The 21,513-nt window shown below is 64.3% G+C and carries 14 protein-coding genes and 2 pseudogenes; 11 read left to right on the forward strand and 5 right to left on the reverse strand.

Annotation, left to right across the window (positions count from 1 at the left end; genetic code table 11):
• Positions 1 to 79: 79 nt before the first annotated feature.
• Positions 80 to 1,456 (reverse strand): L-serine ammonia-lyase, encoded by a 1,377-nt coding sequence (locus RRX38_RS23625; RefSeq protein ID WP_315960898.1) that lies wholly within the window; start codon positions 1,454 to 1,456, stop codon positions 80 to 82.
• 123 nt (positions 1,457 to 1,579) lie between these two features.
• On the opposite strand from RRX38_RS23625, the gene RRX38_RS23630 reads away from it, so the two are divergent.
• Positions 1,580 to 2,494 carry a LysR substrate-binding domain-containing protein gene (locus tag RRX38_RS23630; RefSeq protein ID WP_295476115.1) on the forward strand — a complete coding sequence of 305 codons (915 nt, stop codon included), beginning with the start codon at positions 1,580 to 1,582 and terminating at the stop codon, positions 2,492 to 2,494.
• Positions 2,495 to 3,032: 538 nt separating this feature from the next.
• On the opposite strand, the gene RRX38_RS23635 is transcribed toward RRX38_RS23630, so the two are convergent.
• The 3 genes from RRX38_RS23635 to RRX38_RS23645 all read right to left on the reverse strand — a co-directional run bounded on the left by RRX38_RS23635 (position 3,033) and on the right by RRX38_RS23645 (position 6,806).
• Complete coding sequence (locus RRX38_RS23635; protein WP_315960899.1) at positions 3,033 to 4,433, reverse strand: VOC family protein; 1,401 nt, start codon at positions 4,431 to 4,433, stop codon at positions 3,033 to 3,035.
• A 46-nt stretch (positions 4,434 to 4,479) separates the two neighbouring features.
• A complete protein-coding gene (locus tag RRX38_RS23640) occupies positions 4,480 to 5,730 on the reverse strand; it encodes an aspartate aminotransferase family protein (RefSeq protein ID WP_315960900.1) in 1,251 nt (416 codons plus the stop codon).
• 176 nt (positions 5,731 to 5,906) lie between these two features.
• Positions 5,907 to 6,806 (reverse strand): LysR substrate-binding domain-containing protein, encoded by a 900-nt coding sequence (locus RRX38_RS23645; protein ID WP_315960901.1) that lies wholly within the window; start codon positions 6,804 to 6,806, stop codon positions 5,907 to 5,909.
• 207 nt (positions 6,807 to 7,013) lie between these two features.
• On the opposite strand from RRX38_RS23645, the gene RRX38_RS23650 reads away from it, so the two are divergent.
• The 6 genes from RRX38_RS23650 (at position 7,014) to RRX38_RS23675 (ending at position 16,262) form a co-directional block, all read left to right on the forward strand.
• Positions 7,014 to 8,507 (forward strand): aldehyde dehydrogenase family protein, encoded by a 1,494-nt coding sequence (locus RRX38_RS23650; protein WP_295474646.1) that lies wholly within the window; start codon positions 7,014 to 7,016, stop codon positions 8,505 to 8,507.
• 114 nt (positions 8,508 to 8,621) lie between these two features.
• Positions 8,622 to 9,914 (forward strand): FAD-binding oxidoreductase, encoded by a 1,293-nt coding sequence (locus RRX38_RS23655; protein WP_315960902.1) that lies wholly within the window; start codon positions 8,622 to 8,624, stop codon positions 9,912 to 9,914.
• Positions 9,915 to 10,074: 160 nt separating this feature from the next.
• Entirely contained in the window at positions 10,075 to 11,478 is a 1,404-nt protein-coding gene (locus RRX38_RS23660) for an amino acid permease (RefSeq protein WP_315960903.1), read from the forward strand.
• Positions 11,479 to 12,202: 724 nt separating this feature from the next.
• Positions 12,203 to 13,306, forward strand: coding sequence for a transaldolase family protein (locus tag RRX38_RS23665; RefSeq protein ID WP_315960904.1), 1,104 nt, complete (start codon positions 12,203 to 12,205; stop codon positions 13,304 to 13,306).
• Positions 13,307 to 13,413: 107 nt separating this feature from the next.
• Positions 13,414 to 14,028: a biliverdin-producing heme oxygenase gene (locus RRX38_RS23670; RefSeq protein WP_315960905.1), complete on the forward strand. Its 615-nt coding sequence runs from the start codon at positions 13,414 to 13,416 to the stop codon at positions 14,026 to 14,028.
• On the forward strand, positions 14,025 to 16,262 hold the full coding sequence (locus RRX38_RS23675; RefSeq protein ID WP_315960906.1) for an ATP-binding protein: 2,238 nt from the start codon (positions 14,025 to 14,027) through the stop codon (positions 16,260 to 16,262). Before RRX38_RS23670 ends, RRX38_RS23675 begins: the two co-directional genes overlap by 4 nt.
• Positions 16,263 to 16,332: 70 nt before the next feature.
• Here the strand turns inward: RRX38_RS23675 and RRX38_RS23680 are convergent, their stop codons facing one another.
• Positions 16,333 to 17,820: an aldehyde dehydrogenase family protein gene (locus tag RRX38_RS23680; RefSeq protein ID WP_315960907.1), complete on the reverse strand. Its 1,488-nt coding sequence runs from the start codon at positions 17,818 to 17,820 to the stop codon at positions 16,333 to 16,335.
• 297 nt (positions 17,821 to 18,117) lie between these two features.
• On the opposite strand from RRX38_RS23680, the gene RRX38_RS23685 reads away from it, so the two are divergent.
• The 4 genes and pseudogenes from RRX38_RS23685 to RRX38_RS25180 form a co-directional block, all read left to right on the forward strand.
• Positions 18,118 to 19,287 carry a p-hydroxyphenylacetate 3-hydroxylase oxygenase component gene (locus tag RRX38_RS23685; protein ID WP_295474628.1) on the forward strand — a complete coding sequence of 390 codons (1,170 nt, stop codon included), beginning with the start codon at positions 18,118 to 18,120 and terminating at the stop codon, positions 19,285 to 19,287.
• Between the two features lie 91 nt (positions 19,288 to 19,378).
• Positions 19,379 to 20,335: a p-hydroxyphenylacetate 3-hydroxylase reductase component gene (locus RRX38_RS23690; RefSeq protein WP_315960908.1), complete on the forward strand. Its 957-nt coding sequence runs from the start codon at positions 19,379 to 19,381 to the stop codon at positions 20,333 to 20,335.
• Positions 20,336 to 20,473: 138 nt separating this feature from the next.
• Positions 20,474 to 21,196: pseudogene (locus RRX38_RS23695) on the forward strand (PAS domain-containing protein); the annotation flags it as partial.
• Positions 21,176 to 21,445: pseudogene (locus RRX38_RS25180) on the forward strand (methyl-accepting chemotaxis protein); the annotation flags it as partial. The pseudogenes RRX38_RS23695 and RRX38_RS25180, both read left to right, overlap by 21 nt.
• Positions 21,446 to 21,513: the final 68 nt, after the last annotated feature.

Raw genomic sequence — 21,513 nt, forward strand, 5'->3', positions numbered from 1 at the left:
CTGCGCTCTGATCGATCTGTGCTGCAGCAACAGCCGCTCGCGGCAAAGCCTGAGCGGCCCGGATCGGAACCCGACGGTCTCAGCACTCCACCAGGCTGACCGCCAGGCCGCCGCGGGAGGTTTCCTTGTATTTGTCGTGCATGTCGGCACCGGTGTCGCGCATGGTGCGGATCGCTCGGTCGAGGGAGATGAAGTGTTCGCCATCGCCACGCAACGACATCTGCGCGGCGTTGATGGCCTTCACGGCGGCAATCGCGTTGCGTTCGATGCACGGCACCTGCACCAGACCGCCGACCGGGTCGCAGGTCAGCCCCAGGTTGTGTTCCAGACCGATCTCGGCGGCGTTCTCCACCTGCTGTGGGGTGGCGCCGAGAATTTCCGCCAGTCCGGCGGCGGCCATGGCACAGGCCGAGCCGACTTCGCCCTGGCAACCGACTTCAGCGCCGGAAATCGAGGCGTTTTTCTTGCACAGGATGCCCACTGCCGAGGCCGCGAGGAAGAAGCGCACCACGTCGTCGTCGTTGGCCGCCGGGTTGAACTTCATGAAGTAGTGCAGCACGGCTGGCACGATGCCGGCGGCGCCGTTGGTGGGCGCGGTGACCATGCGCCCGCCGGCGGCGTTCTCTTCGTTGACCGCCAGGGCGAACAGGTTGACCCATTCCATGGCGCTGAGGGTCGAGCCGATCACGTTGGGCTGTTCGATGGCCTGCAGGCTCTGGTGCAGGCGCCAGGCACGGCGGCGCACGTTGAGGCCACCGGGCAGGATGCCCTGTTCGTTCAGGCCCTTGTTCACGCAGTCCTGCATGGCGCCCCAGATGTGCAGGATCTTGGCGCGGATTTCCGCTTCGGAGCGCCAGCACTTTTCGTTCTCCAGCATCAGCGCGGAGATGCTCATGTTGTGCGTCTTGCACAGGTGCAGCAGTTCGCGGGCGCTGGAGAAATCATAGGGCAGCTCGGTGCTGTCGCTGTCGAGCCGGCCGCTGGCAGCCTGCTCGGCATCGATGATGAAACCGCCGCCGATGGAATAGTAAGTCTGCTCGTACAGCTCGCCGGTCGGGCCGTAGGCGCAGATCGTCATGCCGTTGGGGTGGAACGGCAGGTTCTCGTCGAGCAGGCGCATGTCGCGGGCCCAGGTGAACTGGATTTCCCGCTCGCCGCCAACTTGCAGGCGGCCGTCCTGAAGCATTTTCTCGATACGCTGGTTGACGTCGGCGATGTCCACGGTGTCGGGCCATTCACCCATCAGGCCCATGACCGTGGCACGGTCGCTGGCGTGGCCGATACCCGTGGCCGACAGAGAACCGTACAATCGCACCTCGATGCGCTCGACGCTGTGCAGCAGCTCGCGCTGGCGCAGATCCCCGACGAAGGTCGCCCCGGCGCGCATGGGGCCTACAGTGTGCGAACTGGATGGACCGATGCCGATTTTGAACATGTCGAAGACGCTGATAGCCATGCCGTATAACCCTCGGATAAATAGCCTGAGGCCTCAGGCCCCCACTCGTGGAGGCTATCTTTGGGCTGCGCTGCCGAAACAACAAACGATTGTTCCTATGCAACGCTTTAGCGGAACTGTTCAATGAGCCGAATCGTCAACGCACAGATGCATGCCTGGCTGCAGGTATTCGCCTGTGCCGCCAGGCACCTGTCTTTCACCCGTTGTGCCGATGAGCTGCACGTCACCCCTGGCGCGATCAGCCAGCAGATGCGCCAGCTTGAAGAGCGGCTGGGTTTCGCGCTGTTCCATCGCGTGGGGCGCGGCCTGGAACTGACCGCCGAGGGCCAGCGCCTGGCCCTGGTCGCCAACGAGGTGCAGAGCCGTATCAGCGATGAACTGCGCCTGTTGTATTCCGGGCAGATCGGCGGGGTGTTCAAGCTGCGTTCGATTCCGTCCTTCTTGCATAAATGGCTGATGCCGCGCCTGCCGCGCCTGCAGCAGGCGTTCCCCGACATCCAGCTGCGGGTGATCGCCGAGGACAGCAGCGGCTCGCTGCGCGACGATGACTTCGACCTGGCCATCGACCTCAACGACGGCAGTTATCCTGGGCTGCTGACTACGCCGCTGCTGGAAGAAGAGCTGTTCCCGGTCTGCTCACCGGCGCTGCTTGAAGGTCGCCCGCCACTGGACGGCCCGAGCCAGCTGGTGCATTACCCCTTGCTGCACGACATCACCGCCTGGCGTGGCAGCTATGAATACGCCGAGTGGGAGTTCTACCTCACCGCCATCGGTGCCGAGGGCGTGGATGTGCGGCGCGGGCATACCTTCAACCGCAACCACCTGACCATCGAGGCTGCGCGTATGGGCATGGGCGTGGCGATCGCGCGCAAGACGCTGATCACCGATGAACTGGTGGAAGGCTCGCTGATCGTGCCGTTCGGTCATCCGATCCAGGCGCGCAAGAAGTACGTGCTGGTCTATCGCGAAGGTGCCCTGAGCACCCCGTCACGCCGTGCGGTGCATGACTGGTTGGTGAACGAGGCGCTGCACGGCTGAGGTTGCACAGACCTGAAGGCTGGCGTGGTCAAGGTCTGGCGACCTCCCGGTTGAACCGGGGTTAGCCGCAATACTGATCTTTTAGACCAAAGCAATCCGATCTGGCGTCGCTTTTGCTTTTCAAGCGCAGAACTTACAGACGCCGCCAAACGCGACTTCGGTGCAGGCCGAGTGGAGGTGTCATGGAAGGGGGTAAGCCGGCAGGGAAGCCGGCTTAGGCGCACTGGGCCAGGGACGGCCCATTGCGCCGGCCCCCTGGAATGGCGCCGGAAGGAGGGAAGTCTGCCCGTAGGGCAGACCCAAGCCAGGAGCAATGGCTTTTGGTTACTTTTGGCGCGCAGGGCACCTGGAAACCAAAAGTAACCCGCCGTAAAGGCGGAAAGGTGACTAAAGGGCATGATGCTGCGGCGGGTGTACCCGATCCAGATAGCCTGCCATTCGCGAGCAAGCTCCCACCGAGCCGCAAAGCGCTTAATCGAACTGTATTGGCTCCAGCCGGCCGCAGGGGCGTTCCTTGCGGCCTGTCGATGCGCCAGTCTCAAGCCAGCGCGGCCAGGCCCAGCCGGTTGGCGCAGTCCTGCAGCGAGCGGCGCTGGGTGTCGGCGTACAGCGCCAGTTCGTCGATGGTTTCGCGGCCCAGGGCCTGCTGGAACTGCTCGCGGTTGGAGTTGCCCTGATAGTGCGCCTGGGCGTCGTCACCGAGGTTGGACTGGAAGATCCCGGCCGCGCTGACCGGCAGGAAGTCTTCGTACACCAGCGGTTCGAACGCGATATGCCCGGCCGCGATCAGCCCTTCGAGGTCCTTGGCCGGTTGGCCGGCGCTGCCCGCCGCGATGCCTTTGGCCGTAGGGAAATAACGGAAGTACGCCAGGTCCTGGCGCCGCATGCTGTCCAGGTCGTCGGGGAAGTCCTTGAAGGTCTTCTCCAGCAGCTCGGCGTAGCGCACCGAGTTGGCTTCGTTGGGGAACTCGCCCAGCTCGTCGCGGGCCACATTCAGCAACTGGTCGTACAGCGCCCGGCCACGCGGGGTGAGTGCCGCGCCGCGCTGCTCGATCTCGCCGAAGCGCGCCGAGTGGCTGCCCGACTCGCTGACCCCCTGGCCAACGAAGGTGATCGGCTCCTGCAGGGCCTTGAAGCTGGTCTGACGCAGCAGGATCGGATGCTGGCGCCGCGGTGGGCCTTCGACCACCGCCTTGGGGGTGATGCCCTTGCGCGGCATGCCGCTCTGCACGGTGTCGATGTCCAGGGTGCGTGGCGTCAGGTGGTTGATGTGCGGCCCGCGGAAGGCCACCACATCGGCGATCAGGCGATGCTGGGCCAGCAGCTGCTGATACTCGGCAAGGGACACGGTGGCGGTGCTGTGCCAGCGGAAGGTCTCCAGCGCCTGCTGGACGAATGCCTCTGCGTCGCTGGCATTCAGGCCGCCGTCGCGCTCGCTCTGTTCGATCAGTTCCAGCACCCGGGGGGTGAAGATCGAACGCTTGGCCAGTACCTGCTCGGCGAAGGCGCGCAGCTGGGCGTCGCCGATCAGTTCCAGGCGCAGCAGCGAGGTGAAGACCCGGAACGGGCTGACCTGCAGGGCATCTTCATGCACTGCGCGAAAGGCCGTCGAATGCACCGGCACCCCGGCCGGAGTCAGGTCGTAGTAGCCCACCGGCTGCATGCCCATCACGGCGAACAGCCGTGCCAGGGTCGCCAGTTCCGCAGGCGTGCCGACACGGATCGCGCCATGGCGCTCCATATCCAGGCGCTCGATCTCGCCGGTGCGTTGCAGGCTCTCGGCCACCGCAGGCTGGTTGGCCAGCACGCCCTGGTTGGTCTCGGCGACCAGCTCCATCAGCGTGCCGTACAGCGGAACTTCCTGTTGGTACATCTGCGACATGGCGCGGGAAAAGCTGGCGCGTATCTCGTCGCGGCTGGCGAAGCGTGCAGTGCTCATCGCAATGGGGTCTCCGGACAATTTCCAGTCATCGGTTCACGGGTATTCAGTCGAGGGCGGCCAGGCATCGTTCGAAGATGTCCAGGCCTTCCTCCAGGATCTCGGGTTCGGTGGTCAGCGGTGGCAGCAGGCGGATGATGTGCCGTGACTTGCCACTGGGCATCAGCAGCAGGCCAGCGTCGCGGGCCAGGCCCAGCAGTTGCGCCAGTTGCGCGCTGCCCGGCGTGCCTTGCGGGGTCATCAGCTCGATGCCGCGCATGCAGCCAGTGCCGGTCAGACGCCCCAGGTAGGGCGAGACGCGGGCTTCCTGCCAACGGCGGTAGCGATTGACGATCGCCTGTTCCTGGCGCTGGCCCCAGAGCGCCAGGTTGTCGTCGCTCATCTGTTCCAGCGAGGCCAGGCCGGCGGCGCAGCCAATCGGGTTGCCGGAATAGGTGCCGCCCAGGCCGCCCTTGGGGAGGGTATCGAGCAGGGTCTTGCGACCGACCACCGCACCCAGCGGGATGCCGCCGGCGATGCTCTTGCCGAGCAGTATCAGGTCGGGCTCGATGCCCAGGCGGGTGAAGGCGAAGCGCTGGCCGGTGCGGCCGAAACCGGACTGGATCTCGTCGGCGATCAGCAGGATGCCATGCGCATCGCACAGCTTGCGCAGGGCCACGGCGAACTCCGGCTCCAGCGCCAGGAAGCCGCCTTCGCCCTGCACCGGCTCGATGATGAAACAGGCCACTTCATCGATATCGATTTCGACGCTGAACAACCGCTCGATGGCCTTGAGCCCCTGTTCGGTGGTCACCCCGGTGTCCTTGCTCGGATAAGGCACGTGGTACACCGCGCCGGGCAGCACGCCCACCTTCTGTTTATAGGGCGCGACCTTGCCATTGAGGTTGAGGGTCGCCAGGGTGCGTCCATGGAAGCCGCCGTCGAAGGCGATCACGGCCGTGCGGCCGGTCACGGCGCGCACGATCTTCAGGGCGTTTTCCGCCGCTTCCGCGCCGCTGTTGGTGAGCATGCCGCTGAGCGGGTAGCTGACCGGTACGAAGGCTTCCAGGCGGTCCATGAAACGCAGGTACGGGTCGTGAGGAACGGCGTTGAAGGCGTAGTGGGTGAGCTTTTCCGCCTGGGCCTGGATGGCCTGTACCACCGCCGGGTTGCAATGACCCAGGTTGAGCACGCCGATGCCGCCCATGAAGTCGATGTAGCGCTTGCCCGAGGTATCCCAGACTTCGGCGTTCTTGCCGTGGGACAGGGTCAGCGGGTGGACCACCGAGATCGACTGGCTGATGTTCGCGCGGGTCATGGGCGACGCTCCGTGCGCAAGGCGCAGGGCAGGGGCGATGGGAGGGCGGCTGGCGAAGACATGGTTCATCCTGAGGTGGTGGACGTTTTGGCTATCTAAGCGAACAACCGGCGCCCGCCGCAAACGAAATAAACTCGCCGAGTCATTCCAATAATTCAGGATGTACCGAACGCCTTTCAGGCCACGGGGGTGCCCAGTCGTGCCTTGATCCAGCCCACGAACGCCTTGACCTTGGGCACCTGAGCGGCATGTTCGGCATGCGCCAGGAAGTGCGAGCCGTCGCTGGGCAGGGGATGATTCCAGGGAATCACCAGCTTGCCTTCGGCGAGTTCCTCGTTGACCAGGTAGCGCGGCACCAGGGCGATGCCGCAGCCGGCCTGGGCGGCGCGGATGCACATGTAGAAGGTGTCGAAACGCGGACCGTGGTAGCTGTTCTGCGAGTGCAGGTCCTGTTGCAGGAACCACTCGTGCCAGGCCTCCGGGCGCGAGGTGCATTGCAGCAGGGTATGGCGGGTCAGCGCCGCGGCGCTCTCGAAGACGTGGCGGGTGAGGACCTCCGGTGCACAGACCGGCACCACCTCTTCCTTGAACAGCTCGATGCAGGTTGCACCCGGCCAGGTGCCCTGGCCGAAGAAGAACGCCACGTCGGCCTTGGCGCGCACCAGGTCGAAGGGTTCCAGTTCGCTGCGGATATCCAGGTGGATACCCGGATTGAGCGCACCGAAGCCCTTGAGGTTGGGGATCAGCCAGCGGTCGCCGAAGGTCGGCTGGGTCGCGATTTTCAGGACCTCGGTCTCGCCGCCATAGGTGAGGATGTAGCGGCTGGAAATGTCGACCTGGGTGAGGATCTTGTTCACCTCGGCCATGTACAGCTCCCCGGCCGGGGTCAGGTGCAGGCGCCGGCGCACGCGCTGGAACAGCGGGTGGCAGAGCATTTCCTCGAGCTGCGCCACCTGCTTGCTGACCGCGCTCTGGGTCAGGTGCAATTCCTGGGCGGCGCGGGTGAAGCTCAGATGCCGGGCCGCTGCCTCGAAGCATTGCAGGGCGGTGGTCGAGGGCATCAGGCGCTTGGACATCGTGGAGTTCCTGCAGAGGTCGAGAAAAAAACTACAGAGGTTATGCTGCTGCACGCCAGCGGTCGAGCGTGCGCTGTGAATGATCGACAACATTCCAAAAAGGAATCATGTTTTTCTAAATCGTCGTTTGTGACGCTGGACAATGTAGATCGATACTGACCGGCATCAATGATTCCCAACCGTCTCACAAGGCAGGAGAACATCACCGTGGTTGCCAAACTCTTGGAAAGTCTGGGCGTGGACAAGAATGCCTACACCGGCGGCGCGCACGCCGTCTACACCCCCATCGATGGCAGCCAGATCGCTTCCGTCAGCCTGGAAGGCAAGGCGCAGGTCACTGCCCGGGTGCAGAGCGCCCACGATGCTTTCCTCAAATGGCGCAGCGTGCCGGCACCGCGTCGCGGCGAACTGGTGCGGATCTTTGGTGAGGTGCTGCGTGAGCACAAGGCCGAGCTGGGCGAGCTGGTGTCCATCGAGGCCGGCAAGATCACCCAGGAAGGCCTGGGCGAAGTGCAGGAAATGATCGACATCTGCGACTTCGCCGTCGGCCTGTCGCGCCAGCTCTACGGTCTGACCATCGCCTCCGAGCGCCCCGGCCACCACATGCGTGAAACCTGGCACCCGCTGGGTGTGGTCGGGGTGATCAGCGCGTTCAACTTCCCGGTGGCGGTCTGGGCCTGGAACACCGCCCTGGCCCTGGTGGCCGGCAACGCCGTGCTCTGGAAGCCTTCGGAAAAGACCCCGCTGACCGCCCTGGCATCCCAGGCACTGCTGGACAAGGCGCTCAAGCGCTTCGGCAGCGACGCGCCTGAAGGCCTGGCGCAGCTGATCATCGGTGACCGTGAAGCAGGCGAAGTGCTGGTCGATGACCCGCGCGTACCGCTGGTCAGCGCCACCGGCAGCACCCGTATGGGCCGTGAAGTCGGCCCGCGTGTCGCCGCACGCTTCGGCCGTACCATCCTCGAGCTGGGCGGCAACAACGCCATGATCCTTGCCCCGAGCGCCGACCTCGACCTGGCCGTGCGTGGCATCCTGTTCAGCGCCGTGGGTACTGCCGGTCAACGCTGCACCACCCTGCGTCGCCTGATCGTGCATCGCTCGATCAAGGACGAGGTGGTGGCACGGGTCAAGGCCGCCTACGGCAAGGTACGCATCGGCGACCCTCGCGAAGGCAACCTGATCGGCCCGCTGATCGACAAGCAGGCGTTCACCGCCATGCAGGATGCCCTGACCAAGGCGCGCGACGAAGGTGGCCAGGTGTTCGGTGGCGAGCGTCAGCTGACCGATCGCTATCCCAACGCCTACTACGTTTCGCCGGCCATTGCCGAGATGCCTGCGCAGAGCGAGGTGGTACGCCACGAGACCTTTGCACCGATCCTCTACGTGCTGGCCTACGACGATTTCGAAGAAGCGCTGCGCCTGAACAACGAAGTGCCGCAGGGCCTGTCGTCGTGCATCTTCACCACCGACGTGCGTGAAGCCGAAGCCTTCCAGGGCGCGGCCGGCAGCGACTGCGGCATTGCCAACGTCAACATCGGCACCAGCGGTGCAGAAATCGGCGGCGCTTTCGGCGGGGAGAAGGAAACCGGTGGCGGGCGTGAGTCCGGCTCCGATGCCTGGAAAGCCTACATGCGCCGCCAGACCAACACCGTCAACTATTCCCGTGAACTGCCGCTGGCCCAGGGCATCGTGTTCGACTGAAGTGTTGCCAGGCCGGGCTCCTGACGGACCCCGGTCTTTTTTTCGTCTTCAGGGCGGGCGGCTGAAGCCGTTCGCTCTGGATTGCCGCCACGTTGATCGCTCTGGGGTTTTTCAATGGCGCAACTCAAACAGGGGTGTCTCTGGGAACAGCTGACCCCGCAACGCCCCGCGTATCCGCCGTTGACCGGCGAGCGCAGCGCTGATGTGTGCATCATCGGCGCCGGCTTTACCGGCCTGTCGGCCGCCTTGCGCCTGCTCGAAGGCGGCAAGTCGGTGGTAGTCGTAGAGGCGCACCAGGTCGGTCACGGTGGCTCGGGTCGCAATGTCGGCCTGGTCAATGCCGGCACCTGGGTCGCCCCGGACGAGCTGGAGAAGGTGCTCGGCAGTGCCGAGGCCACGCGTCTGAACACCGCCCTGGGCGCCGCGCCGGCACTGGTGTTCGCCACCATCGACAAGTACGGCATCGACTGCCAGGACACCCGCACCGGCACCCTGCACATGGCGCATAACGCCAAGGGCCTGGCCGACCTGCGCAGCCGTGTCGAGCAATGGCAGCGGCGCGGTGCGCCGGTGGAGCTGCTGACCGGCAAGGCCTGTGAAGACGCCTGCGGTACCGACCGCATCGCCGGGGCCGTGCTGGACCACCGCGCTGGCACCGTCAATCCCATGGCTTATGTCTCCGGGCTGGCGCTCAATGTGGCGGCCAGGGGCGGGGAGCTGTATGGCGAGTCACCGGTCAGCGGACTGCGGCGCACCGCCGACGGCTGGCAGGTGAGCACCGCCGCTGGCAGCGTGCAGGCCGAGAAGGTCATCATCGCCTCCAATGCCTATACCGAAGGTGACTGGACCGAGGTTCAGCGCCACATATTCGCCGGTTATTACTACCAGGTCGCTTCCGTGCCACTGGAAGGCGCCGCCCAGGCCGAGATCCTCAAGGGCGGCCAGGGTTCCTGGGACACCCGCACGGTGCTGAGCAGCATCCGTCGTGATGCCCAGGGGCGCCTGGTGCTGGGCAGCCTGGGCAATGCCGGCAACTATCCGCTGTGGTTCATCCGCCAGTGGGCCGACCGCATTCAGCAGCATTACTTTCCGCAACTGGGCAACCAGGTGGAGTGGGAGTGCACCTGGACCGGGCGTATCGGCTTTACCCCGGACCACCTGCTGCGACTTCTGGAACCGGCTCCCGGCCTGTTGGCGGCCACCGGCTTCAATGGTCGCGGGGTGACCACCGGCACGCTGGTGGGCAAGTGTTTCGCCGACTACCTGCTCGGCGATAACGATCCCCAGGCCCTTCCGGTCTCCTTCTCGACCAGTCAGCCGGCGCCAGGCAACGCCTTGCGCAGCCTGGGCTACGAGGCAGGCTTCACGCTTTACCATGCCGGACAGTGCCTGCGCGTGGTGCTCTGACCCCAGGAGCGTGCGCGACCTGCTGCTCGGCAGGCCGCGCCTGAGCCAATGACCCGGCCCTGCCTCAGGGCCTGTACATCGCTTACCCGTATACGTGCCCCCATCGCGCGACGCGGCTTTCGGCTGCCTGCGGGGGTGACGTTCACCTTGAGGAAACACCATGGCTACACCGCACAACAAGAACGAGCACCGCTCACTCAAGCACGGCCTGACCTCGCGCCAGGTGTCGATGATTTCGATTGCCGGGATCATTGGTGCCGGCCTGTTCATCGGTTCGTCCAATGCCATCGCCAAGGCCGGCCCGGCGATCCTGATCTCTTACCTGATCGCTGGCACCCTGGTGTTGCTGGTGATGCGCATGCTTGGCGAAATGGCCGTCGCCAACCCGGACAGCGGCTCGTTCTCCACTTATGCCGCCCGCGCCATCGGACCGCGTGCCGGTTTTACCATCGGCTGGCTGTACTGGTGGTTCTGGGTGCTGATCATCCCGGTCGAAGCCATCGCGGGTGCGGACATTCTGCATGCGTGGATGCCGGCCGTACCGTCCTGGCTGTTTGCCTTCCTGATCATGATCGTGCTGTCGGCCACCAACCTGGTCAGCGTGAAGAACTTCGGCGAATTCGAGTACTGGTTCGCGCTGGTCAAGGTGGTGGCGATTCTGGCGTTCATCGGTATCTGTTCGGCGGCTGTGCTCGGTATCTGGCCGCTGGCCGAGGTGTCCGGCGTGCAGCACCTGTGGCAGAGCGGCGGTTTCATGCCCAACGGCTTTGGCGCGGTGCTGGGCGGCGTGCTGGTGACCATCTTCTCGTTTTTCGGCGCCGAGATCGTCACCATCGCCGCCGATGAAACGGCCAACCCCAAGGACAAGATTCGCCGCGCCACCAATCTGGTGGTCTATCGCATTGCGATCTTCTACCTGTTCTCGATCTTCTTCATCGTCTCGCTGGTGGCCTGGAATGATCCGGCGCTGGTCAAGGTCGGGTCGTTCCAGCGCGTGCTCGAAGTGCTCAATGTGCCGGGTGCCAAACTGGCGGTGGATATCGTGGTGTTCGTCGCGGTTACCAGCTGCATGAATTCCGGGCTGTACACTGCCTCGCGCATGCTCTATTCCCTGGCAGCACGTGGCGAGGCGCCCGAGTCGGTGCGCCGGGTGTCCGGCAGCGGGGTACCGACGGTGGCGGTGGTGCTGTCGACCCTGGCGGGCTTCGTGGGCTGCTTCGTCAACTATGCCTTCCCTGGGCAGGTCTTCGGCTTCCTGCTGTCGACCACCGGCGCCATCGCCTTGCTGGTGTACCTGGTGATCGCCATTTCCCAACTGCGCATGCGCGCCATCATGGAGCGTGAAGGCACCGAGATCGCTTTCAAGATGTGGCTGTTCCCATGGCTGACCTGGTTCGTCATCGGCCTCATCACCCTGGTGCTGGGCTATATGCTGGTCAGCCCGAGCTACCGTTACGAAACCCTGCTGACCGCTGCGGTGACCGGTGCGATTCTGTTCATCGCCTTCCTGCGTCGCCAGCCTGTCGCAAGCCCCCGCACTCGACATCGCGAATCGAGGGGCTGACCGCTCCTTCACCGGCTCAGGCCGGCGCGCCCGGCGCGAATGAGGACCATCGATTGATGGCCTTCATTCGCGCCATCGCACCTTCAAATGCCTTTACTCGTTGTCGGCCTCCCTCTTGGCTTGAAGGAACACGTGCCTCGGCGGTATGTCGCTGCGCTATTCTTTCCAGGCTGAGACGTTAGCAATAAGCAGACGAATTATTTAATGGCCTCATATGAAGGGAGTACTTCATATGAAGGGGTATTAGCGTCGCGGGCAAGGCCATGGAAAGCTGAAGTAGTTGAAGTAAAAAACTGTCATATATTGAGGCTGGCGATTGTTTTCGCTGTGTATCGCTTATTTAACTGAAATCTATTTGACAGCGCTTTGACACTTGGACATTCTGGCGCCTTCGCGCTTGGTATGCCACGGAAAATCCTGTTCTTGAAGGGTTCTTTTCCCCCTGAACACTTGCTCGCCCGATGAGGACGAGGGCCATCTCATAATTATAATTTCCAACGCCGCGGCGTGGCTCAAGGGTGGCTGTTCTTACTGCCGTTTCTAACCGATTCTTTAAGGGTGGCGGGTGGTTGATGATCCTCGCCATTAATATTGATAAATAGGTATAGAGCATCTGTGCATGGAATCGCATAGCCTTAACGGTATCGCTATCAAACCTGCTGCAGGTTCGGGGTTCTGGTGGGCGGGGGCGCCGGGGAACTATCCAGTGTCTCGGTCGCGTCTGTTGAAACGTCATTCGAACGCTCGCCAGCATATCGAAACCCTGTTGCCGATCGGCTTCGCCTCGGCCGAGCGCGGCATCGCAGGGGCACTGAGCAGCCTGGCGACGATCACTTCCAGCCTCATCGCCAACCGGCAGTATTGGACGAGGCGGGCGCGGCAGTGGAGCCGGTTGGTCACGCCCGCGCCGTTACACCGAACCCTCTACGAGGCAGCGCTGCATGAAGGCGCCGAGCTGTTGTTCGACGCTTGGCGAGACAGTGGCGCCCAGCGGGGGTGGATGGTTGCGGAGATCGAGCCCAGCGAGTTGCACAGTGCCCTGGGCATGTTCAGGCGAGCCCGGGAACTGGGCAACCTGATGCCCAACATCATGCCCGGTGTGCCAGTCAGTGATATTGGCTGCGAGGTGATCGAAGAGCTGGTCGCCACCGGCCATGCGGTAAACGCCAGCCTGTGTTTCAGCGTTGCGCAGGTGCAGGCCGCGCAGGCCGCTATTCGGCGGGGGCGCTGGCGGGCGCTGCGTGAAGGCATAGGTCTTGCGCGCACCAGGCACCTGATCAGCGTGGTGCCCGCAACGATGTTCGAACACCCAGCGTTCACCGCCCAAGCCGCACGGGCAGGCATCGAATTGTCCGAACAGGACCGCGCCTGGGTGGAAGTGGCCGTTTACCAGGCGCAAGTCAAGGCCAGGTGCGGCCCATCCGACTCGACCAGCCTGGTAATGATGGCGGGCAATTCGCGTTGCCGGTGGCGCGCGCCTGGCCACTGCGCGTCTAACGCCAATCCGCTGGCGAACGGCCTGTACTGCGCGGGTGAAGCGGAGCTGGAAGCGCTGCTCAATCGGCGCAACGATGAGGCGCACGGTGCTGTGCATTTTGACGAACCGGTGCCGGCCGACGTGCTGCATCGCTTGCTGGCGATTCAGGGCGTGCGCCAGCTTTGCGGCATCGAGTCTCTGGACACGGCCTGTTTTTCCAGGCATCCGCTGTACCTTCAGGGGATCTCCAAGAGCCTGCGGGCCTACACGCGGCTGTTGGGCTTCGCCAGGCAGTTGGGTTTGCCGCTGCACGCGGATATCCCGCAGGCCACTGCGGCTGGGCGTTTCTGACCGCTCACCGGGTGAAAATGCTGTCGGCGCCAAGGCATAGTCTGTATGGTGGCTCATCATATCGCTGGGACGCGTTTTGCAGTCCAACTCCCTGAGAGTCTTACCGGATGTCGGCAACCCCCTCTTGCCTGGATTCACCCTCGGTCCTCGATGCCTTGAGGACCCGTACGGGCCACTTGCACACCAGGCTGGAGAAACGCATGCCGTTCTTTTCCAGCCGCCTCGACCTCCTTCTGTATCAGCGCCTGGTGCGTGCCTATTACGGCTTCTACGCCCCCCTCGAGGCCGCCCTGGCGAGCAGCGGGTGGGTTCCCGCCGGGCTGGATCTCGCCGAACGCCGCAAGCTGCCGACCCTGCTGCGTGACCTGCAGGCCCTCGGTGACGATGCCCAGGTGTGTGCCCAGTTGCCGCTGTGCCAGTGCCTGCCGGTGGTCGACAGTCAGGCCGCTTGCCTGGGTGTGCTATACGTTCTTGAGGGGGCGACCCTGGGTGGTCAGGTGTTGCGCCGCGAAATGCACGCCCGGCTGGGGCTGGACGAGCACAACGGCGCCGCATTCCTCGACGTCTACGGTCGCGACACCGGGCGGCACTGGAAAGCCTTCCTGAGCCTGCTGGCGGTGCAGCCGCCCGATCCGGCTTTCCAGCGTGCTGCAGCGCTGGCGGCTGAGTCCACGTTCAGCTGTTTCGAGCAGTGGCTCGAGCAACGGGAGGTTCTCTCTTGAGTCAGATCGACCGTGCCACGTTCGAGCGGCTGCTGGCCAACTGCGCCAGCGAGCCGATCCAGTTCCCCGGTGCCATCCAGCCCCACGGCGTGCTGCTGACCCTCAGCGAGCCGGGTCATGAGCTGCTGCAGGTCAGTGCCAATATCGAAACCTTGCTCGGCCAGCGCCCTGAACAGGTACTTGGCCAGCCCCTGGCCCGGCTGATCGGCGCCGACGCGGCGGCTGCCGTGGTCCAGGCCAGCCAGACCGAGTCATTGGCTGATGCGGCACAGATGCTGATGACGCTCAACGGCCTGGCGTTCGAGGCCCTGCTGCATCGTCACGACGGCGTGCTGGTGCTGGAGCTGGAGTGTCAGGACGTGCACCAGCTGGCGGCCAACGACAAAGGCCTGACCAGTAACATGGGGCGCGTGTTGCGGACCCTCCAGGCGGCGCCGACCCTGCCGGCACTGTATGAAGCCTGCGTTCGCGAAATCCAGAAACTTACCGGTTACGACCGGGTACTGGTCTACCGCTTCGAGGAGGCCGGTCACGGTCAGGTGGTCGCCGAGGCCTCTTCGCCGGACATGGAACTCTACAACGGGCTGTTCTTCCCGGCTTCCGATATTCCTGAGCAGGCCCGCGAGCTGTATCGCCGCAACTGGCTGCGGATCATCCCGGATGCATCGTATAGCGCGGTGGAGCTGGTCCCGCGCTTGCGACCCGACACCGGCCAGCCGCTGGACATGAGCTTCGCCACGCTGCGCAGCGTATCGCCGGTGCATTGCGAGTACATGCGCAACATGGGCGTGCTGTCGTCCATGAGCGTGTCGTTGCTCAAGGGTGACAAGCTCTGGGGCCTGATCACCTGCGGTCACCGCACGCCGCTGTACGTGCCCCCTGAACTGCGCATCGCCTGCCAGACCCTGGGGCAAGTGCTGTCGCTGCAGATCAGCGCCATGGAGGCTCTCGAGGTCAGTCGTCAGCGCGAGGCCAAGCTGCATACCCTGAGCCTGCTCAACCGGGGCATGATCGATGCCGAAGAGAATGTCTTCGACGGTCTGGCGGCCCAGCCCGAGCTGCTCATGCAACTGGTCGACGCCACCGGCGTGGCGATCATCGAGGGCTCGCGCCTGCATTGCCATGGCAGCTGCCCGGAGCCGGCGCAGATCCGTGCCCTGCATGCCTGGCTGAAGGCGCGCAACGAGCCGGTATTCGCCAGCCATCACCTGTCCAGCTTGTATTCGGCTGCCGAGGACTACCAGAAGGCTGCCAGCGGGGTATTGGCAATGAGCCTGCCCAAACCGGTGGACAACGGCGTGCTGTGGTTTCGCCAGGAAGTGAAAGAAAGTGTGGCCTGGAGCGGCAACCCGGAGAAACCGCTGGACATGTGCGATTCCGAGGCCGGCATGCGTCTGCGTCCACGCACTTCGTTCGAAATCTGGAAGGTGGAGATGACCGGCATCGCCACGCGCTGGAGCCATGGCGACGTATTCGCCGCCAATGACCTGCGTCGCTCGGCCCTGGAAGACGATCTGGCGCGCCAGGTACGCCGCGAGCAGCAGGCGGTGAGAGCGCGCGACGACCTGGTGGCGGTAGTGTCCCACGACCTGCGCAACCCGATGACGGTGATTTCCATGCTCTGCGGCATGATGCAGAAGTCGTTCAGCTCGGAGGGGCCGCACACGTCGCGGCGCATTTCGTCAGCCATCGACACCATGCAGCAGGCCGCCAGTCGCATGAACGTGCTGCTCGAAGACCTGCTCGACACCTCGAAGATCGAAGCCGGGCGCTACACCATTTCACCCAGGCCGCTGGAGGTCACGCAGATCTTCGAAGAGGCCTATACGCTGCTGGCACCGCTGGCGCTGGACAAGGCCATCGACCTGGTGTTCTTGCCGGGCCAGGCGCTGACGGTGAATGCCGACCCGGAGCGGCTGTTCCAGGTGTTGTCGAACCTGATCGGCAACGCCATCAAGTTCACCCCCAAACAGGGGCAGATCACCGTGACCGCACAAGCCCATGGTGACCATGTGCTGTTCAGCGTGCGCGATTGCGGCGAAGGCATTGCGCCCGACCAGCTGCCGTTCATCTTCGACCGTTACTGGACGTTGAAAGACAACAATCCCACCGGTACCGGCCTGGGGCTGTACATCTCGCAGGGCATCGTCAAGGCTCACGGCGGTGTGATCACCGCCGAAAGCGAAGTCGGGCAGGGCAGCGAGTTCCGCTTCACCATGCCCATGGCGGTCTGACAGATCCGCAGGCACGGTGTCTGTCGCGGCTGTAGCGCTCCTGTCCGGGGCGCTTCAGCCGGGTGGGTACTCAGTGGCGAATCATCACCGACTTCAACTCGGTGTAGTCATCGATGAACGCCGAACCGAATTCCCGGCCGATTCCCGAGGCCTTGATACCGCCGAACGGCACCGCCGGGTCGAGCAGCGTGTGCATGTTCACCCATACCGTACCGGCCTCGATACGCGGCACCATGCGCATCGCCTTGCCCAGGTCGTTGGTCCACAGGCTGGCGCTCAGGCCGTAGGGCGTGCCATTCATCATCGCCAGCAGTTCTTCTTCGTCATCGTAGGGCAGGAAGGTGGCGATGGGGCCGAAGGTCTCTTCCTTGAGCAGCGTGTCGTCCAGCGAGCGGGCGAGGATCACCGTGGGCTCGACATAGAAGCCTTCGCGATCGAGCAGCCGACCGCCATGCACGATGGTGCACTGCTCGGCCCGTGCCCGCTCGAAGAACTGCCCGAGCTTGTGCTGATGAGTGCGGTTGGTGACCGGGCCGAACTCGGTGCCTTCGTCCAGCGGCGAGCCGATCTTCAGCGCGGCGAGGCGCTGGCTGAGTTTTTCCATCAATTCATCGATGCGCTGGCGCGGGGCGAAGAAACGCTCGCCGGCGGCGCAGATCTGCCCCGAATGCAGAAAGCCCGCTTCGATGGCGCCAGCCACGGCTTTGTCGATGTCCACGTCAGGCAGAAAACCCACCGAGTTCTTGCCACCCAGCTCAAGGGTGGCGCGGGTCAGGTTGGCACCGAAGGCGGTCTTGCCCACCGCGATGCCGGTGGGCACCGAGCCGGTGAACGACACCTTGTCGGTGCCGGGGTGCTCGATCAGTGCCTGACCCACCTTGCCCAGGCCGGTGATCACGTTCAGCGCGCCGGCCGGCAGCCCGGCTTCGATGCCCAGTTCGGCGATGCGCAAAATGGTCAGCGGGGTGAATTCGCTGGGCTTGATGATCACGCTGCAGCCGGTGGTCAGCGCCGAGGCCAGCTTCCAGATGGCGATCATGGTCGAGAAATTCCACGGCACGATGCCGACCACCACGCCGATCGGTTGGCGCAACGTATAGGCGGTGTACTGCTCACCGTTGAACGAAGGCAATGACGGAGTGATGGTCTGCCCGGTGATCTTGGTGGCCCAGCCAGCGAAGTAGCGCAGGAAGTGCGCGGCCTGGCCGACTTCGAAGGCCCGCGAGATCTGGATGATCTTGCCCGACTGCAGGGTCTCCAGCTGCGCGAGTTCCTCGGCGTGTTGCTCCAGCAGGTCGGCGAGTTTGTGCAACACGCTGCTGCGCAGCGCCGGAGCGGTCTGTGACCAGGCGTTGAAACCCTGGCGCGCGGAGGCCACTGCGGCGTCGATGTCCGCCTCGCCCGCATCGCTGACACGGGCGATGACCTGCGCGTCGGCGGGGTTCACCACCTCGATGCGCTGGCTCGACTGGGCGCTGACGCTGCGCCCGTGGATGAACAGTCCGTGGTCGCGTTCGAGGAACGCGCGGACCTGGGGAAGCAATGGAATGTCGGACACGGGGATTACCTCAGGCAGGCGGAGAGCAAAATTGGAAAGGCACGCCAGCAGGGTACGTGCCGGCCTCCTGGCAAGCTTGACCGAGCCTGTCGCGGTCTTGTCCGTGGCTGCCAGATGCAGCGGCGTGTTGCGCGATGGGGGCTGTGAAAAGTGCAATCTTCCGCCCGGAAGGTGCATTTTCCAGGTTTGGGGTGGCGCCCATACTGGCCCCATCACCACTGGGCAGGGCCCGATGGACAAGGCCTGTGGCCGGTCCTGCCGGTGAAGAGTCCTTCCAATAATAAGCAGAGCCTGCTCATGAAAAAGCCCAACCCCTTGCTCGAAGACCTGCGCTCCGTCCTTCCGCAAATCGCCGCCAATGCGGCCAAGGCCGAACAGGCGCGCAGCGTACCTGCCGAGAACATTGCCTTGCTCAAGCGCATCGGCCTGCACCGGGCCTTCCAGCCACGCCACTACGGTGGCCTGGAAATCTCCCTGCCGCAGTTTGGTGACTGCATTGCGCTGCTGGCCGGCGCTTGCGCCAGTACCGCCTGGGCCATGAGCCTGCTGTGCACCCACAGCCACCAATTGGCGATGTTTCCGGCGCGCCTGCAGGACGAGGTGTGGGGCGAGAACCCGGACGCCACTGCCAGCAGCAGCATCGCGCCGTTCGGGCGTACCGAGGAGGTCGACGGCGGCGTACTGTTCAGCGGTGAAATGGGCTGGAGCAGCGGCAGTGACCATGCCGAATGGGCCATCGTCGGCTTTCGTCGGCCGAATGCCGAAGGCGCTCAGGATTACTGCTTCGCCGTGCTGCCACGCAGCGACTATCAGATTCGTGACGACTGGTATGCGGCAGGCATGAAGGGCAGCGGCACCAAGACGCTGGTCATCGACAAGGCCTTCGTACCTGAGCATCGCATCCAGAAAGCCAAGGACATGATGGAGGGCAAGTCTGCCGGTTTCGGTCTGTACCCGGACAGCAAGATCTTCTATGCGCCGTACCGGCCGTATTTCGCCAGTGGTTTCTCGACCATCAGCCTGGGGATCGCCGAGCGCATGCTGGAAGCCTTTCGCGAGAAGACCCAGAACCGTGTCCGCGCCTATACCGGCGCCAGTGTCGGCACCGCAACCCCGGCCTTGATGCGCCTGGCCGAGTCCACCCACCAGGTGGCTGCGGCCCGCGCGTTCCTGGAGAAGACCTGGCAGGAGCATGCCGAGCATGGCGAGCGGCACGAATACCCCTCGCGGCAGACCCTGGCCTTTTGGCGCACCAACCAGGGTTATGTGGTGAAGATGTGCATCCAGGCGGTGGACCGTCTGTTCGAGGCAGCGGGCGGCACCGCCTGGTTCGAAGCCAACGAAATGCAGCGGCTGTTCCGCGACGTGCACATGACCGGCGCCCATGCCTACACCGACTACGACGTCTGTGCGCAGATTCTCGGTCGTGAGCTGATGGGCCTGGAGCCCGATCCGAGCATGGTCTGAACGGCTCGGCCGCGCACCGCTTCGCGTTTGCTCTCGCTATCCACCATCCTTCTTTTCAGGGCAGCCCTGTGCGGTTGCCTGGGAGTCTTGCATGTCTGCATCCATCGCCCCTGCCGCTGCCGCCAGCACGTTCGATCCACGGGCCTTCCGCCGTGCCTTGGGCAACTTCGCCACCGGTGTCACGGTGATCACCGCCATCGATGCCGGCGGGCAGAAGGTCGGCGTCACGGCCAACAGTTTCAACTCGGTGTCCCTGGACCCGCCGCTGATCCTCTGGAGCCTGGACAAACGCTCCGGTAGCCATGAGGTCTTCGACCAGGCCAGCCATTTCGCCGTGAACGTCCTGGCAGCCGACCAGATCGACCTGTCGAACAACTTCGCCAAGCCCCGTGATGACCGTTTCGCCGGCATTGCCCATGAGGCTGGCGTGGGCGGCTCGCCGCTGCTGCTGGACTGCGCGGCGCGCTTCGACTGCGAGAAATTCCAGCAGCTCGACGGCGGCGACCACTGGATCCTGATCGGCAAGGTGGTGGCCTTCGATGACTTCGGCCGTGCCCCGTTGCTGTACCACCAGGGCGCCTATTCGATGGTCCTGCCGCACACCCGCATGACCCGGCGTGAAGAAGGCCAGCCGCCGAGCAGCCACTTCCAGGGGCGTCTGCAGCACAACCTGTACTACCTGATGACCCAGGCACTGCGCGCCTACCAGGCTGGTTACCAGCCACGCCAGTTGTCTACCGGCCTGCGCACCAGCGAGGCGCGCATGCTGATGGTGCTGGAAAACGACGCCGGCCTGGGGCTGGTCGAGCTGCAACGCGAGGTGGCCATGCCGGCGCTGGAGATCGACGAGGCGGTGGCCAACCTGCGCCGCAAGGGACTGGTCTGTGATCGCGACGAGCGCGTGTGCCTGACGCCCAGGGGCGTGGAGGAAACCGAAGCCTTGTGGCGCATTGCCCGCGAGCAGCAGGACAAGGTGTTCGGCGCCTTCAACGACGAGCAGATTGCAACCTTCAAGGCCGTTTTGCAGGCCGTCATCCGCGGCCGTTGAAACGTGGCGCCCCGAATCTGCGTGGCGGATGGGTGACGTTGGCAGAGGCATACAAGCCATCTGGCAGTCATGCACATGCAGCGTCGGCTGATCCGCGATCAGATCGGTATTGGTGTTCTTCACGTCCGGGGTGCGCAGATGCTGTTCAACAACAAGAAACGATGGGGCGACGAACTCAGCCAGGTGTTGCAGCGGCTGGCCGGTGGCGAATCAGCGCTGGCGGCGGATGCCGCGCTGTGGCGTGACCATCCGCAACTGCTCATTGACTTGCAGCGCCTGGCGCTTCAGCGCGAGGCGCTGACCCGGCAGCTACAGCAGGCTGAAGCCGCGCGGGCCGCGTTGCAGGCCGACCTGGATGCCCGGGGTGAGGCCCTGCAGGCCTTGCGTGCCGAACATCTGGATCTGCAGGAGCAATTGCCGGCCTTGCAGACCCATAACGGCCAGTTGCAACAGGCCCTGAGCGCCCAGCAGGACGAGAATGCCTCTTGGGAGCTGCTGCATTCGACCCTGACCGAAGGCTTCTGGGACATTCGCGTGGCCAACGGTCGCATCGACGATCCGGCCAGCTACATGCGCATTTCCGATGCATTTCGCAGCCTGATGGGCTATACGCGCCAGGAGCTGCCCGATGGCTGGGATGCCCAGGTGAACATCTCTCACCCCGATGACCTGCCGCAGGTCATGGCCATCTTCGAGCGCGAAATCGTCCAGCCTGGCGGCAGTGGCGAGTACATGTTCGAGTTCCGCATGCGCCACAAGACCCGTGGCTACATCTGGTGCCGCGAGCGTGGCCGCGCCCAGCGTGATGCTCACGGGGTACTGCTGCGGGTGATGGGGGCGGTGCGGGACATCAGTGACGAGCGCTCGGCGAAGGCCAGCCATGCGCAGATGCTCGAACAGAACGAAGCGACCTACGGGCAGATTTCCACCGTGGTGGGGGTGATCAAGGGCATCGCCGAGCAGACCAACCTGCTGGCCCTCAATGCCGCCATCGAGGCGGCACGGGCGGGTGAGGTCGGGCGCGGCTTCGCGGTGGTGGCCGACGAGGTCAAGAAGCTGGCCCAGAGCACGCGGCATGCCACCCAGCAGATCCAGACCATGCTGGTTCAGGACAACCGCAGCTAGGCGCAAGGCTGTTCAGTTGGACCAGATAGGAGCGGCTTCAGCCGCGAAGCGGC

It is taken from the genome of Pseudomonas sp. DTU_2021_1001937_2_SI_NGA_ILE_001, from assembly GCF_032463525.1.
GTDB lineage: Bacteria > Pseudomonadota > Gammaproteobacteria > Pseudomonadales > Pseudomonadaceae > Aquipseudomonas.